The sequence below is a fragment of the Nocardia alni genome, from assembly GCF_019038435.1.
Classification (GTDB): Bacteria; Actinomycetota; Actinomycetes; order Mycobacteriales; family Mycobacteriaceae; genus Nocardia; species Nocardia alni.
On sequence record NZ_JAGPOX010000101.1, the window covers coordinates 1 to 14,657 of the forward strand.

Below are 14,657 nucleotides of genomic sequence, written 5' to 3' on the forward strand. Positions count from 1 at the left end.
TAGTGTGCCTGGGACCGGTACGCCGGTCGCGGCGCAGAATGCTGCTGCGGCTGCGCGGATGGGGGCTGGGACCGGTACCGCGGGGATGACCGGTATGGGTGGCATGGGGTCGAAGGGGGGTAAGGGTGAGGAGGATGGTCAGCATGAGCGGCCGGAGTGGCTCGTCAATATGGAGAACACCCGGGAGTTGCTCGGTGACGATCCTCGGACGATACCGGGTGGCGTGATCGGTGGGGATTACCAGGACTACGACCTGCCTCCGTCCTCCGGTTAATCTGGCGACGACGGACCAGCTGTGTGGCGGTGACGGTGGGGGCGGTAGCCCCGCAGCCGTCGCGGCCGCGCGATCGCTCTCACGAATGGACTAGTGCATGGCCGAGTGGGCTTGGGACGGCGATGATTTCGCCGCGCTGTGGTTCAGCGACGCTCGTGATCGCATTCCGAACCTGCTGCGCTACACCAGCCGATTCCCTTACCAGAGTGAAGTCGACCGCCATAAGGCCCAGGTCGCACAGCGTTACGACCTCGATGAGACAGAACGCATCGAACTGGCCATGCACACCCTGCAGACCTCCGATATGCGGATCGAGATATTCGGCAGTACGACCAAATACAAGGGCAGTGCCGGCGCCGACCGCGCCTATCGAATCATCGGTGGCCGCAACACCTACCACGCGGCGATCCTCTATCAGACCACGGAGGGCGACACCGACGGCCGCATCCGCCTGCGCATGTGCCGCCCCGACGACCTGCCCGCCCAGCTGGTCGCCACGGTCTTCCCCTGTGAGCCGGGCTCTCAACAGCCGATAACCGTCCACCCCAACGATATTCGCAACCCGCGCCGCTCACAGACCGGCAATACCCCGCCCGAGCGCTATCAGCGCCTGATGTCCACTCTGCACGGCGCGGGTTCGGCCCAGCTCCGAGTAGGCGCGTTCAACACCAACCCCGAACCCGCGAACATGCTCCAATGGTTCGACGCCGCCGACGGCCGCTACATGGAAATCCGCAGCGAGAACATCACCCTGCGTCCCGGTGCCCCCCAAGACCTCTCCAGCCGCTTCGCTGCCTGGATGGACAACACCCTGAAGCGTCTGCGCGAAGACGAATACGAACGCTGGTAGTCGACCTCCGCTACGCGGCCCCGGGTATCACCGCGTCGTCGGGAAAACGATGGACGACTTCGATCTTCCCGACGATATGCGCATTGAACTCATCCAGATCCCCGGCGGGAATCCAGTATTCGAGGATCTCCCGGCCACCGACCTGATGAATCTCGTAGCGCGCGAGGAATTCCGAGTCGACCGCGAACCTGGTCACGTATCCGGTGCCCGTATCCGGCACATTCCAATCCCGCGCGATCATGATCGCGTACTCCTCGGTCAGCACCGGGTAGAAGATCGGCTGTGACGGCAGGCGCGGCGGCCATGCGTGCCAGCCGGATTCGGCTACCAGCTCCAGCTCGGTCGGCCCGGTCGGCCGCCACAACGTCGTCACACCCTGCATTCGGTCAACCATAAGGGAGACGACGACATTCGTCTGCCGGTTGTTTCCGGGGCTTGTGCTGGGCCGAATACCTTGTGGCCCAGACGATCACGGCATGCCGCCGAACAGGGGATACGGTCCGAGCGGCTGAAGATCGCCTGAAGATGGGTATCCCGCCAATCTCGCTGTCTGCGCTGTTCAGGACATATTTTCGGACGAAGGCGCGGCCCGCGCGCACATCGTGAACTCGCTACGCTCGGCACATCGTTTCCACACGACGTACGAGAGGTGCATAATGCGAATTTCCAAGCTGCGGTTGGCGATTGTCGGAGTCGTTGGGGCGGCGCTCTTCACGGGGGCCGGCGCCGGTGTGGCCTATGCCTTCCAGCCGCATATGCTCACTGCCCGCGGCGACCTGCAGTCGGCCCAGGGTGAACTCCAGCAGGCGGTCCCGGACAAGGCCGGGCACCGTGTCGCCGCCGCCAACCTGGTCCAGCAGGCCATCAACCAGGTGAACCTTGGAATCCAGGCCGGCGCACAGTAATTCGCCACCGAGCTCACGGTCGTGGTGGACGGGCCGTGCGCACGCCGGAATGATGTTCGAACCGTCTTCGCTCGGGAAGACGGTTCGAACGGTTTCCGCAGGAGATTCTCATGCTCGAGCGGGAGCGCTCGCGGAGCGGTGGGCGAGCACCAGACCGGTGGTCAAGGCCGCCGCGATGGCGACCAGAACCCCGATATAGGCGGTGAGCCCGGCCCATCCGCCGTGGCCGTAGGCGAATCCTGCCGCCCAGCCGACGACCGCACTGCCCAGGTAGTAGGCGAACATGTACAGCGACGACGCACCGCTGCGATTGCCGGTGGCCGCCGCACCGACCCAGGAGCTCGCCGTCGAGTGCACGCCGAAGAACCCCGCGGTGAAAAGCAATATGCCCAGCAACACGGTCGGGAGACAGTCGGGCAGTGCGATCAGGATTCCCGCGGCCACGGTGATCACCGAGGCGATCAGCACGCGAGGCCGGCCGATCCGGTCGGCGAGGCGTCCGGCCGCGGTCGAACTGACCGTCCCGGCCAGGTACAGCAGGAAGACCAAACCCGCTGCGGCCGAAGAGAATCCGAACGGATGCGCGACGAGCCGGTAGCCCAGGTAGTTGTACACCGATACGAAGCTGCCCATCATCACGAACGCCAGCCCGAACATCGCCAGCAGTCTCGGGTTGCGCAGATGCCCGGCGAAATCCGCTGCCATGACGCGTAATTCGAGTGGCTGCGGGGTGAAGCCGCGAGACTGCGGCAGAATCTTCGCGAACCAGACCGCACACAGGGCCGTCGCCACCGCCACCACGGTCGCGGCCCATCGCCATGTCGTGGCGTCCAGCATGAACGCCGGAATCAGCCGTCCCGCAAGGCCGCCCAGCGTCGTACCCGAGACGTACACCCCCATCGCCGCGCCCAGTCCGGCCCCGCGGATCTCCTCGGCCAGATAGGTCATCGCCACCGCGGGAATGCCGGCCAGCGCGATGCCCTCGATCGCTCGCCCGGCCAGCAGCACCGCCATCGACGGGCTGAACGGCAGCAGCAGCCCGATCACGACGGTCGCCGTCGCGGAGGTGATCATCACCCGGGTGCGTCCGAACCGGTTCGCCAGCACGCCCGCCGGGATGATCGCCAGTGCCAAGAGCCCGGTCGTCACCGACACCGCCAGCGCCGCGTGCGCCGGCGTGGCTCCGAACGCCCTCGACAGGCTCGGCAGCAACGCCTGCATGCTGTACATCGAGGCGAACGTGGTCAGTCCCGCCGCGAACAGCGCGAGCACGATCCGCCGGTCGCGACGCGCCGCCTCGCTCGCGACGCGGGGTCCGGAACCACGCGACGCGGCCGCACTCGAGCCGGAACCACGCGACGTATCCGAGTCGCGGCTCGTCGTGGACGGTCCGCGCAGCGTGGCGGTGCGCTCACCGCCCTGCCGCGACCATGACCCGTGCCTGTCGAGACCGCGAATCGTGTCGACACCGTAAGTGCGCGGTCCGCACTCCGGCCCGGCTGCCGACGCTGATCCACCGGCTTCTGCTGGTCCGTCCTCGTAGGTCATATGTCCAGCATGGAAAGCTGCCGTTTGAAAAGGAAATGCATTAAAGTGGGTTACTTGATGTAAAAGAGGCATTAGCACAGGTCCGCGAAGGAATTCCCGCATGCAACGTGATGATTTGCACTGGTTCCTCACCCTCGCCGAACTCGAGCACGTCGGCGAGGCCGCCGATCGCCTGAACCTGTCGCAGCCCACGCTCTCGCGCATGCTCGCCCGGCTCGAGCAGCGCCTCGGCGTACAGCTGTTCGACCGGCACGGAAAACGATTGACGCTCAACGACTTCGGTCACGTCTACTACGAGCACGCCCACCGCGCGCAGGCCGAACTCGACGCGGCCGGGCGTGAACTGGCCGATCTGGCCAGCCCGGCTCTGGGCGCGGTGCGGCTGGCCTTCCTGCACTCGTTCGGGGCGCGGCTGGTCCCGGAGCTGATCGCGGGCTTTCGTCGCGGCTCGACCCGGATCACGTTCACCCTCGCACAGGGTTCCGCCAACATGGTCACCACCAGGGTCCGCGGCGGCCAGTCCGACCTGGGCATCGTCTCGCCGCGCCCCGCGGCGCCCGGCCTCGGCTGGCGCGAACTGCTACGGCAGCCCCTGGCGCTCGGCGTGCCCGCCGACCACCGGCTGGCGGGGCGGCGGCAGGTGCGTCTGGCCGAGATCGGCGACACGGACTTCATCGCCATGCATCGCGGTCACGGCACCCGAACCATCCTTGACAATCTCTGTGCCGCAGCGGATTTCCGACCTCGTATCGCCATGGAATCCAGCGACCTGGTGACCGTTTCCGGGTTGGTCGCGGCAGGGCTGGGCGCGGCGCTGCTGCCGCTCGCGGACGCCACGACGCGGGGGCCGCTGCGCGCGGCGGCGCAGCCGGGACCTACGCAGGGGCCGCGGTCCGGCCCGGTGCTGATACCACTGAGCGATCCGGGCGCCTCCCGCGCGGTCGGCCTGATCTGGTCGGCCGACGCCGTCGCCTCCGACGCGGTCCGGATCTTCCGCGATTTCGCCAGCGAATGGGGCAATCGCGGGTCGCTATCGAGTCCGGCACCCAGCACAGCCCCGTGACCTGCCGGTTGCCCTCTATTCACTGGGAGATGTCGGTGCTCGGTTGTAAACTTTCATCACAGCCAGCAGATTTCTCGAGACCGGAAAGCAGGCCATAGGACCTTTTGAGAACACCAGGTGAAAACGGCGACCCGACAACCCCTCAGCCCGGCATCGGCGCCGGCGAGAACGGTACGGGGCCCGCGGCGCGGATCGCGCGCTCGAGTATCGAACTTGCCCCAGAGTCCGTTTTCGGTTTCCTCGGTTCGGCCGACGAGAATCTGCGTGAACTCGAACGCCTCCTCGACGCCGACATCCATGTCCGCGGCAACGCCGTCACGCTCACCGGTCGCGCCGCCGATGTAGCGCTGGCCGAGCGCGTGGTCGAGCAGTTGGTGGCGCTCACCGGCCGCAACCGGGTCGTCACGCCCGAGGCCGTGCGGCACACCTACGCCATGCTCACCGAGGGTTCCTCGGATTCCCCGGCCGAGGTGCTGAGCCTGGACATCCTGTCCCGCCGCGGCAAGACCATCCGCCCCAAGACGCTGAACCAGAAGCGCTACGTCGACGCCATCGATGACCACACCATCGTCTTCGGCATCGGTCCCGCAGGCACCGGCAAGACCTATCTGGCGGTCGCCAAGGCCGTGCAGGCGCTGCAGACCAAGCAGGTCACCCGCATCATCCTGACCCGCCCCGCGGTCGAGGCCGGCGAGCGGCTGGGCTTCCTGCCTGGCACGCTGAACGAGAAGATCGACCCGTACCTGCGCCCGCTGTACGACGCGCTGCACGACATGATGGATCCCGAGGCGATCCCGAAGCTGATGCAGTCCGGTGTCATCGAGGTCGCCCCACTGGCTTATATGCGCGGCCGCTCGCTGAACGACTCCTTCATCATCCTGGACGAGGCGCAGAACACCACGCCCGAGCAGATGAAGATGTTCCTGACGCGCCTGGGCTTCGGCTCCAAGATCGTCGTCACCGGCGACGTCACCCAGGTCGACCTGCCCGGCGGCACCAGATCCGGCCTGCGCGTGGTCAGCGACATCCTCGGCGATGTCGACGACATCCACTTCGCCCAGCTCACCTCGAGCGATGTGGTGCGCCACCGTTTGGTCGCCGAGATCGTCGACGCCTACGAGCGCTACGAGGCGGATCGTCCTGCGGCGGTCGCGCCCGCGCACTACCCGGGCAACCGTGCCCAGCGCCGTGCGGCGGAGCGCTCACGTCGCTGAGTTCGATTGTGCACCAGGCTGATTCGCTGGAAGGCTGACCGCCGATCGGCGCGGTGTCTCACTTGGTTCGGATCCACAGCCCCGGGTTCTGGGCCAGGACGTCGCCGATGGACTGGGCGATCATCGAGACCTGAGGGATGTACGGCAGGACGGCGTCGATGGGCGGGCTCAGGCGTTCCAGGGTCCGCGGGCCGATGAGTTGCAGGATTCGGCCCACGTTTGGGGCGCCCGGCGGGGCGGGCGGCAGGAGTCCGGGCGGGTCGGTGGGGAAATCCTTTGTGTCGGTGTTGATCGAGCCCTCGCTGACGATGCCCATCGCCAGCGTGCCGGAGATAAGCGCCCCGCCGCTATCACCGGGCAGGGCCAGGGCCGTGTGCTTGAAACGGATCGGGGGACGGTTCGGATCCGGCTGATCCACGGAGGTGATGACGCCGCAGGTGAATCCCGTCGTGGCGCCCGACTTGCACACCGGCTCACCGGCGACCGGGATGCCGACACCGGTGACGGCGATCGGCGGTCCGTCGATATGTCCTCGAACAAGGTTGTTGCGGAAGGCATCTCGCATCGGATTGGCGATCCGCACGATCGAGTAGTCGCGCACTCCGTCGATCACCGACTTCTCGAACACGCCGTTCTGCGCGCCGATCTTACGGCCGGGCAGCGACTGGGCGGTGTGCTGGTCCACGCTCACCGGATGCCCGTCGAGCACAGCGACATTGCAGTGCCCCGCCGTGATCGCCGCCGGATGCCCTTGCGGATCAACCGCATTGAACGCCCACGAGCAGGCTGCGCCCTGAGTGCTCGGTGGTGGCAGGAGACTGATGTACGGGTCGCCACCGGCGACCGAGGTGGTGTCCGCGTCGGCGGACGGTGTCGCGGGCGCCGGATCGCTCACCGGAACGACATGCGGTGCGGGGAGACCCCAGTGCTCCGCCGCCTGCGGGACAGGGTGCTCGGCGACAACGAATCCCGCCCGCCGCGCCGCCGCCTGGACGCCCCCGGCACCGGGGGCGAGCGCGACGACGGCCCGACCCGTGCGATCCAGGCGGATATCGGTCACCGACCCGGGGGCCTGCCGCCGTTGGGCGCCCGCGAAGTCGGCAAGCCGCTGCGCGTCATCGACCCGCCGCTCGTATTCCTGCGGCGATATGTGCAGGTCACGGCCGATCGCCGCGACCAGGTCCGCGGGGAGTCCGGGCTCGGGCGGGGCCGCCGACGCGACGATAGGAGTGGACAACAAAAGGGCCGACACCGCCACCATCGCGGTGCGGCACACCGGGCGCATGGTCTTCATCGCGGCGAATGTAGCAGCGTTGCGGGCTTCCGGTGTGCCATGGCGTGGTTGAGCTGCGGCAGTACGGCGCGTCGCGGACGGCGGGTGACGACAAGTCGGCGGAGCTCGCGTAGCTGGCGGAGTGGGCGAACACCGTGGCTTAAGCTGAGCGCGTGAGTATCGAGATCGCCAACGAGTCGGGTATGGACGTGCCCGAGGAAGATCTGGTCAGCGTCGCGCGGTTCGCGATCGGCCGGATGGACGTGCACCCCGCGGCCGAGCTGTCGATGGTGCTCGTCGATCTCGACACCATGGCCGACCTGCACATGCGGTGGATGGATCTGCCGGGGCCGACGGACGTGATGTCGTTCCCGATGGACGAGCTCGAGCCGGGCGGGCGTCCGGACAGCGGTGAGCCCGGTCCGTCGATGCTCGGCGATATCGTGCTGTGCCCGGAGTTCGCCGCCGCCCAGGCCACCAAGGCCGGGCATTCACTCGATCAAGAGCTGGCCCTGCTGACCGTGCACGGCGTACTGCACCTGCTCGGCTACGACCACGCCGAGCCGGAGGAGGAGAAGGAGATGTTCGGCCTGCAGAACACCCTGCTCGCCGAATGGTACGAGAGCCTGCGCGAGGCCAAGCGCCGCGCCGAACAGGCCGACCGCGATCTGCGACTGCTGGGCAAGGCCGGCTTCACCGACTCGGGTGATCCACTGGATCCGGCGTGAATGCTCTTGTCCTCCTGCTGCTGGCCATCGCGCTGGTACCGGTGGGCGGCATGTTCGCCGCCGTCGACGCTGCCCTGATCACCGTCTCGGCCGCGCGCGTGGAGGATATGGTCCGGGCGGACCGCGGGGGCGCGCGCAGACTCGTGCGCATCGTCGATGATCGACCCCGCTATGTGAACCTGATGGTGCTGCTGCGCCTGACCTGCGAGATCACCGCGACGGTACTGCTGGTGGCGGCGCTGAGCACCTGGTTGGGGGACGGCTGGGCGCTGATCGTCAGCGCGGTGGCGATGGTGCTGGTGGACTACATGGTCATCGGTGTCGGGCCGCGCACCCTCGGGCGGCAGCACGCGTATTCATTGACCCTCGGCGCATCCCTGCCGTTACACGCTCTCGGGGTGCTGCTTGGTCCCCTGAGCCGTTTCCTGATCGTGCTCGGTAACGCCATCACCCCCGGTGGCGGATTCCGCAACGGGCCCTTCGCCTCCGAGGTCGAGCTGCGCGAGGTCGTGGACATGGCGCAGAAGAGCGGCGTGGTGGATTCCGAGGAACGCCGGATGATTCAGTCGGTGTTCGAACTCGGCGACACCCTCGCGCGCGCGATCATGGTGCCGCGCACCGAGATGGTGTGGATCGAGGCGGACAAGACTGCGGCGCAGGCGATATCGCTGGCGGTGCGGTCCGGGCACTCGCGTATCCCCGTAGTCGGGGAGAACGTCGATGACATTCTGGGCGTGGTCTACCTGAAAGACCTTGTGCCGTATTCCGAACGCAGCCGCAAGGTTCGGGTGCGCGAGGTCATGCGCGCGGCGGTGTTCGTGCCCGATTCCAAACCCCTGGACACGCTGCTCGACGAGATGCAGCGCCGCAGAAACCATATGGCACTGTTGGTGGACGAATACGGCGGCATTGCCGGACTGGTCACCATCGAGGATGTGCTCGAGGAGATCGTCGGGGAGATCGCCGACGAGTACGACACCGATGAGATCGCACCCATCGAGGAACTGGGCAACGGCAGATATCGTGTGTCGGCGAGGCTTTCGATCGAAGATCTGGGGGAGCTGTTCGACATGGAGATCGACGAGGAGGACGTCGACACCGTCGGCGGGCTGCTCGCGCACGCCCTGGGGCGTGTGCCGCTGCCCGGGTCCAAGGGCGTCATCCACGGATTGCAACTGCGTGGCGAGGGCGGGGCGGACACGCGGGGGCGGGTACGGATCCACACGGTGGTGGTGCGGCGGGCACCGGAGAAGAAGCGCAACCAGGAACCCGGATACGAGGAGACAGACAATGATGAGTGAGAGCGTGGCGCGGCGGAGCGAACCATGGGCACGGTGCGCTTCGCGCACGACGGAGCCGAGCACCGGCGAGGTGGAGTCGTGAGTACCACCGATACAGGCGCTTTGGACGCCGAGGACAACAAGCTGCTGGTGCTCGCGCGCGGCGCGATGGGACGTAGCGGTAGCGGCAGCGGGGCGGCGGTCCGCGATACCGACGGGCGTACCTACGCCGCCGGGCCGGTGGAGCTGAAGGCACTGTCGCTGACCGCGTTGCAGGCCGCGGTGGCCGCCGCGATTTCCAGCGGCGCCGAGGGCTTCGAGGCCGCGGTGGTCGTCGGGGCGCCGTTCCACGACGCGGGAGTGGCCGCGGTGCGGGAGATCTCGGAGGCGGGGAAGATCATCTTCGCCGACCGGCACGGTGCGATATACGACACCGTGGGTGCGGAGCAGACACCGTGAGCGTCGAATTTCGTTCCGGCTTCGTCTGTTTCGTCGGGCGGCCGAATACCGGCAAATCGACGCTCACCAATGCGATGGTGGGACAGAAGATCGCGATCACCTCCTCGCGGCCGCAGACCACCCGGCACACCATCCGCGGCATCGTGCACCGCGCGAACGCGCAGCTGATCCTGGTGGACACCCCAGGACTGCACCGGCCACGCACCCTGCTCGGGCAGCGGCTGAACGACCTTGTGCGCGATACCTATTCCGAAGTCGACGTGATCGCCCTGTGCATTCCGGCCGACGAGAAGATCGGCCCCGGCGACCGCTGGATCCTGGCCCAGATCCGGCAGATGGCGCCCAAGACCACCCTGCTCGGCGTGGTCACCAAGATCGACAAGGTGAGCCGCGACCAGGTCGCCGAGCAGTTGGTCGCGCTGTCCGAACTGCTCGGCCCGGACGCCGATGTGGTGCCGGTGTCGGCGGCCAAGGGCGAACAGGTCGAGGTGCTGGTGGAGGTCATCGCCTCGAAAATGCCCGAGGGACCAGCGTTCTATCCCGACGGTGAGCTGACCGACGAGCCCGAGGAAACCCTCATGGCCGAGCTGATCCGCGAGGCCGCGCTCGAGGGCGTGCGCGATGAGCTGCCGCATTCGCTGGCCGTGGTGATCGAGGAGATCCTGCCGCGCGAGGGTTACGAGGATGCCACCGGCGGTGAGGCGGCCGCGCCGGACCCCGAGATGCTCGACGTGCACGCCCTGCTCTACGTCGAACGCCCGAGTCAGAAGGCGATCATCATCGGCAAGGGCGGTGCGCGCCTGAAGGAGGTCGGCACCAACGCCCGTAAACAGATCGAGCACATCCTGGGCACCCGCATCTACCTGCACCTGCACGTGAAGGTGGCCAAGGACTGGCAGCGCGACCCCAAACAGCTCGGCAAACTGGGTTTCTAGTCGCGGCGCTGCACCCAGGTCGGTACGCGGCGGCGTGCCGGTGGTGTGTGCTCGGGGCGCGGCATACCGATGGGGTCGGTGTCGTAACGGTAGGGATCGGGCTCGATGAGGCCGGTCTCGTAAAGGTCGGGTTGGTCGACCGGGGCGGGTTCGTACTGCGCCTGTTCGAACGGGGCGGGTTCGTACTGCGCGGGCTCGAAAGCGGCTGATTCATATTGTGCGGGTTCGAACGCCGCGGGTTCGTATCGCGCGGGTTCGAAAGCTGCAGGTTCGTACTGCGCCTGCTCGAAAGCTGCGGGTTCGTACTGCGCCTGCTCGAACGCGGGGGGCTCGTACCGAGTGGTTTCGTACAGGGCAGGCTCGTACCGGGTGGTTTCCTGCGAGACGGGTTCGTATGGAGCGGCCTCGTATGGAGCCGATTCGTGCTGGGCGGCCCCATACGGATCAGGCTCGTACGCTGCGGGTTTGTACAGGCTGGGGTCGTGCCGGTCGAGTTGGAAGAGCTCCGAGTTGTACCGGTCGGGGTCGTACTGCTCCGGCTCGTAGCGATCGGCCTCGTGCGGTGCCGGTTCGTAGCGACCGGATTCGTTCCGATCGGTCTCGTACTGATCGCCATATGGGTCGTATTCGACGGGCGACGATTCGAGACCGGCGCCCGGAATGCGGCGGTAGGCCGAGACCGGCTGGACATAGCCGTTGCGGGCGAGCCAGTCGATGGTCTCGGTGATCAGCTCCTGGTCGTCACCGGAATCCAGCGCCAGCTCATCGACTGTTCGTGCGCCGCTGGCGTTCTGGAGGTCGCGCATGATGTCGACCTGATATCCGGTCAGCGTGAGATGCGAACGGAGCGCGTATTCCGCCCCGGAGGCCAGCTGCCAGGCCGACAGTCGCTCGGTCCAGCGCTCTCGTCGGAACTGCTCCAATGTGTCGGCGATCGCCCCCGCGGAGTAGCCCAGCTGTCGCGCCAACTCGTCGGGTGTACGCGCGCCGGCGCTGTCGGCCAGCGCCTCGAGCACGTCGATCTGGAAGTCGGTGAATTCGGTCATTCCTCGTGTACCGGTTGAGCGGGTCCGCTCTTCGCTCGGAGCCTATAGCGGGCACCGACGCTCGCGCGGCGATTTTGTTCTCTCAGATCGTGATCGAGAGATCGTGCCGCCGCAAACCGGGCGAACACCCCTCCCATGGGGGGAGTATATGTGATCTAGTCCCACCACGATGCAGGGCGGTGGCGGTCCCAGTGGAGTTCGGATTCCAGCTGGGCGGCGACGCAGGCCAGCAGGGGTTCGGTATCGGCTGGGCCCATCAGCTGGGCGCCGACGGGCAGGCCCGTGGCGGTGAAACCGGCGGGGACGTTGATGCTGGGCCAGCCCAGCACATTCCAGGGCCAGGTGTAAGGGCAGGCGGCGGTGATGAGGGCGTCGGTGGCGCCAGGGCTCAGTCCGTCCATGGCGTACAGGGGCTGGGGCGGGGTGGCGGTCGTGGGGGACAGGACCAGGTCGTAGTCGTCGAAGAACCGACCGATTCGTTTGCGCAGCAGTGGTTCTGCGGCTCGGGCGGCGCGCAGTATCGGACCGCCGAGTAACCTGCCCAGTCTGGCGTTGGTGCGAGTGCGTGAATCCACCTGCGCACCGGGGTATTCGGCGAGGGCGGTGGATATGCCGCTCATCGAGCGCGGCAGGAAGCTCGCGCCGATCAGCAGGCCGTAGTGCAGATCCGCGACGGTGACGGCGTGACCGAGGCGGCGCAGGGCGTTCGCGATATCGTGGACGTGCGCGGCGATCTCGCGGTCCAGTGCGGTCCGGGTGGCCGTGAACGGGATGCTCAGGGAGAGGGCGATTCTTAGGCGCCCGGTGTCGCGGCCGATGGCGTCGCAGATGGTCAGCGGGGGCGGGGTGTGCAGGTCGCCGGGATGGCTTCCCGAGACGGTGTCCAGCAGTAGTGCCGCGTCGGCGACCGTGCGGGCCAGCGTGCCGTGCACGGTCAGGCCGTTGAACGCCTCGGGTAGCGGCCAGGTGGAGATGCGGCCGCGCTGCGGTTTGATGCCGACCAGGTTCGTCCACGACGCGGGGATGCGCACCGAACCCGCGCCGTCGGAACCTATTGCGGCGGGGAGCAATCCGGATGCCACCGCCGCGGCCGAACCGCCCGAGGAGCCGCCGGGAGTGCGCTCGGCGTTCCACGGATTGCGGGTGTATCCGAAGGCGGCCGCGTCGGTGAACGGCCACTGCCCGATCTCGCAGGTATTGGTCTTGCCGACGATCACCGCACCTGCCGCGCGCAGCCGCCGCACCACCTCGGCATCTTCGGTCGCCTCGGGGAAATCGCCTCCACAGCCGAAAGCTGTTGGCGCCCCGGATATGTCGGTGTCGTCCTTGATCGCGATCGGCACGCCGAGCAGCGGCAGCCGCACGCCCGCGGCCACTCGGCGGTCGGCCTGCGCCGCCTCGGCCAGAGCCTGCTCGCGACGGACCACCCGGAAGGCGTTGAGCCTGGACTGGCTGGTCTCGATCGCGTCGAGTGCTGCGGTGACGGCCGTCACCGACGTCGTTGTGCCGTTGCCGACCGCGGCGGCCAGCTCGGCCAGTCCCAGTTCGCGTGTGGACGCCGTTGTCATTCGATGCTCTCTCATGTCTGCCCTCGGAAAAAGGTAGCGCGCGACTGGTCGGTCGTCCATATCGGGTAGTTGTTACCGAATCGTGACCTTATTGGTGGCTTGTCTGGCGCCCACCTACGATGCTCTGGATGAAGTGGATGTCCCGGGCGTTCGGTTCGAAAGAGCTGACACCCCAACTGCGTTCGGATATGGAATCGGAGGGGATCATCGTGTTCGGTCCTGTGGAGGGATCGGTGGCGCGGCGCGGTTATCGGACACCACTGCATTACGCCTCCTCGAGCTGGGAGAACATCGCCCAGGGCACGATCGCGATGAGTCGTCGCCGGTTGGTCGTCTGGGGCGGTGGGGAGGTCCTGGTGGACGTGCTGCTCGGCCATCCGGCGGTCTCGGTGAACCTGCAGGATCCCGAGCGCATGCTCATCGAGGCCGACAACTGCCGGATAGACCGCGTCCGCACCGGCTGGACCACCCTGTTGCTGCGCACGATCCACGCTCCACGTATCACGCAGGTGTATGGAGAGAGCGTGTACCGTCTGGAATGAGAACGCGACGACCACGGTCGAGAGGGCGGCAAGCTGCCGGGCACGCCCATAATAGGTTCGGCACGCAACCGCCGGAACGCGTGTGAGACTGGCGACGGCACTCGGCCGGGCGCTGAAGGCGCGGAGAGGCGGGTTAGCACTCAGCCGGGCGCTGAAGGCGCGGAGAGGCGGACTAGCGCGGAGAGGCGGGCATGTGCAGTTGTATCGGGACCGGGCGATCGTCGTGCGCCAGCACAAGCTGGGGGAGGCCGATCGCATCGTCACGCTGCTCACGCGACAGCACGGGCTGGTGCGGGCGGTGGCGAAGGGCGTGCGGCGCACCCGGTCGAGGTTCGGGGCGCGGCTCGAGCCGTTCGCGTACGTCGACGTGCAGCTGTATCCCGGACGCAACCTCGACACCGTCACCCAGGTGCACACCGTGGAGGCGTTCGCCTCCGATATCGTCGCCGACTACGGCCGCTACACCGCCGCGTGCGCGGTGCTCGAGACCGCCGAGCGCCTCGCCGGTGAGGAGCGCGCCCCCGCGCCCCGGCTGCACACCTTGACCGCGGGCGCACTGCGCGCGATCGCCGCCGGACAGCGGCCGCAGGAGCTGATCCTGGACGCATTCCTGTTGCGCGCGATGGGTTTCGCGGGCTGGGCGCCCGCGTTGGACGACTGCGCCCGCTGCGCCACCCCCGGCCCGCACCGCGCCTTTCACGTGGCCGCGGGCGGCGCGGTGTGCGTGCACTGCCGCCCGCCCGGCTCGGCCACGCCCGCGATGGGTGTGCTGGAGCTGATGAGCGCGCTGTATCGAGGGGACTGGTCCGGGATCGACGCGGTTCCCGAGGGCATCCGCCGTCAGTCCAGCGGGCTGACGGCCGCGCATCTCCAGTGGCACCTCGAGCGGCAGCTGCGGACCCTTCCCCTGATCGAGCGCAGCCGCCCGCACGGGGTGATCGACGAACCGGCGCATTCGCGCGCGGTCTGACA

General features: G+C 67.6%; 15 protein-coding genes and 1 pseudogene. 11 read left to right on the plus strand and 5 right to left on the minus strand.

Translation table 11 applies throughout. The features are described from left to right. Together JZ791_RS30475 and JZ791_RS30480 are read left to right on the plus strand one after the other, a co-directional pair. Positions 1-274 (plus strand): annotated as a pseudogene (locus JZ791_RS30475) (hypothetical protein); the annotation flags it as partial. A gap of 97 nt (positions 275-371) precedes the next feature. Further along, positions 372-1,124 (plus strand): ESX secretion-associated protein EspG, encoded by a 753-nt coding sequence (locus tag JZ791_RS30480; RefSeq protein ID WP_216899029.1) that lies wholly within the window; start codon positions 372-374, stop codon positions 1,122-1,124. Positions 1,125-1,134: 10 nt separating this feature from the next. Here JZ791_RS30480 and JZ791_RS30485 read toward each other — a convergent pair whose 3' ends face one another. After that, entirely contained in the window at positions 1,135-1,506 is a 372-nt protein-coding gene (locus JZ791_RS30485) for an ADP-ribosylation/crystallin J1 (RefSeq protein WP_216899031.1), read from the minus strand. Between the two features lie 274 nt (positions 1,507-1,780). On the opposite strand from JZ791_RS30485, the gene JZ791_RS30490 reads away from it, so the two are divergent. Beyond that, positions 1,781-2,029, plus strand: coding sequence for a hypothetical protein (locus tag JZ791_RS30490; protein ID WP_216899032.1), 249 nt, complete (start codon positions 1,781-1,783; stop codon positions 2,027-2,029). Positions 2,030-2,137: 108 nt separating this feature from the next. Here JZ791_RS30490 and JZ791_RS30495 read toward each other — a convergent pair whose 3' ends face one another. Further along, positions 2,138-3,577: an MFS transporter gene (locus JZ791_RS30495; RefSeq protein WP_216899034.1), complete on the minus strand. Its 1,440-nt coding sequence runs from the start codon at positions 3,575-3,577 to the stop codon at positions 2,138-2,140. A 100-nt stretch (positions 3,578-3,677) separates the two neighbouring features. Between JZ791_RS30495 and JZ791_RS30500 the strand changes: the two genes are divergently transcribed. Both JZ791_RS30500 and JZ791_RS30505 read left to right on the plus strand, forming a co-directional pair. Then, positions 3,678-4,640: a LysR family transcriptional regulator gene (locus tag JZ791_RS30500; RefSeq protein WP_216899036.1), complete on the plus strand. Its 963-nt coding sequence runs from the start codon at positions 3,678-3,680 to the stop codon at positions 4,638-4,640. A gap of 152 nt (positions 4,641-4,792) precedes the next feature. Beyond that, the gene (locus JZ791_RS30505) at positions 4,793-5,854 is read left to right on the plus strand and encodes a PhoH family protein (RefSeq protein ID WP_216899081.1); all 1,062 of its coding nucleotides are present in this window, start codon (positions 4,793-4,795) and stop codon (positions 5,852-5,854) included. Positions 5,855-5,912: 58 nt separating this feature from the next. On the opposite strand, the gene JZ791_RS30510 is transcribed toward JZ791_RS30505, so the two are convergent. Then, positions 5,913-7,148, minus strand: coding sequence for a S1 family peptidase (locus JZ791_RS30510; protein WP_216899038.1), 1,236 nt, complete (start codon positions 7,146-7,148; stop codon positions 5,913-5,915). Between the two features lie 152 nt (positions 7,149-7,300). Here JZ791_RS30510 and ybeY point away from each other — a divergent pair, with 152 nt between their 5' ends. The 4 genes from ybeY (at position 7,301) to era (ending at position 10,529) form a co-directional block, all read left to right on the plus strand. Further along, entirely contained in the window at positions 7,301-7,855 is a 555-nt protein-coding gene (ybeY, locus tag JZ791_RS30515; RefSeq protein WP_216899039.1) for an rRNA maturation RNase YbeY, read from the plus strand. Continuing rightward, positions 7,852-9,156, plus strand: a complete 1,305-nt coding sequence (locus JZ791_RS30520; protein WP_216899040.1) for a hemolysin family protein — start codon at positions 7,852-7,854, stop codon at positions 9,154-9,156. Before ybeY ends, JZ791_RS30520 begins: the two co-directional genes overlap by 4 nt. A gap of 78 nt (positions 9,157-9,234) precedes the next feature. Then, positions 9,235-9,594 carry a cytidine deaminase-like protein gene (locus tag JZ791_RS30525; RefSeq protein ID WP_216899041.1) on the plus strand — a complete coding sequence of 120 codons (360 nt, stop codon included), beginning with the start codon at positions 9,235-9,237 and terminating at the stop codon, positions 9,592-9,594. Next, positions 9,591-10,529 carry a GTPase Era gene (gene era / locus JZ791_RS30530; RefSeq protein WP_216899043.1) on the plus strand — a complete coding sequence of 313 codons (939 nt, stop codon included), beginning with the start codon at positions 9,591-9,593 and terminating at the stop codon, positions 10,527-10,529. Before JZ791_RS30525 ends, era begins: the two co-directional genes overlap by 4 nt. Here era and JZ791_RS30535 read toward each other — a convergent pair. Both JZ791_RS30535 and JZ791_RS30540 read right to left on the minus strand, forming a co-directional pair. Then, a complete protein-coding gene (locus tag JZ791_RS30535) occupies positions 10,526-11,575 on the minus strand; it encodes a hypothetical protein (protein ID WP_216899045.1) in 1,050 nt (349 codons plus the stop codon). The genes era and JZ791_RS30535 overlap by 4 nt on opposite strands. Positions 11,576-11,730: 155 nt before the next feature. Then, on the minus strand, positions 11,731-13,143 hold the full coding sequence (locus tag JZ791_RS30540; protein ID WP_216899047.1) for an amidase: 1,413 nt from the start codon (positions 13,141-13,143) through the stop codon (positions 11,731-11,733). Positions 13,144-13,271: 128 nt separating this feature from the next. On the opposite strand from JZ791_RS30540, the gene JZ791_RS30545 reads away from it, so the two are divergent. Together JZ791_RS30545 and recO are read left to right on the plus strand one after the other, a co-directional pair. Continuing rightward, on the plus strand, positions 13,272-13,685 hold the full coding sequence (locus JZ791_RS30545) for a hypothetical protein (RefSeq protein ID WP_216899049.1): 414 nt from the start codon (positions 13,272-13,274) through the stop codon (positions 13,683-13,685). Between the two features lie 193 nt (positions 13,686-13,878). Continuing rightward, complete coding sequence (recO, locus tag JZ791_RS30550) at positions 13,879-14,655, plus strand: DNA repair protein RecO (RefSeq protein ID WP_216899050.1); 777 nt, start codon at positions 13,879-13,881, stop codon at positions 14,653-14,655. Positions 14,656-14,657: the final 2 nt, after the last annotated feature.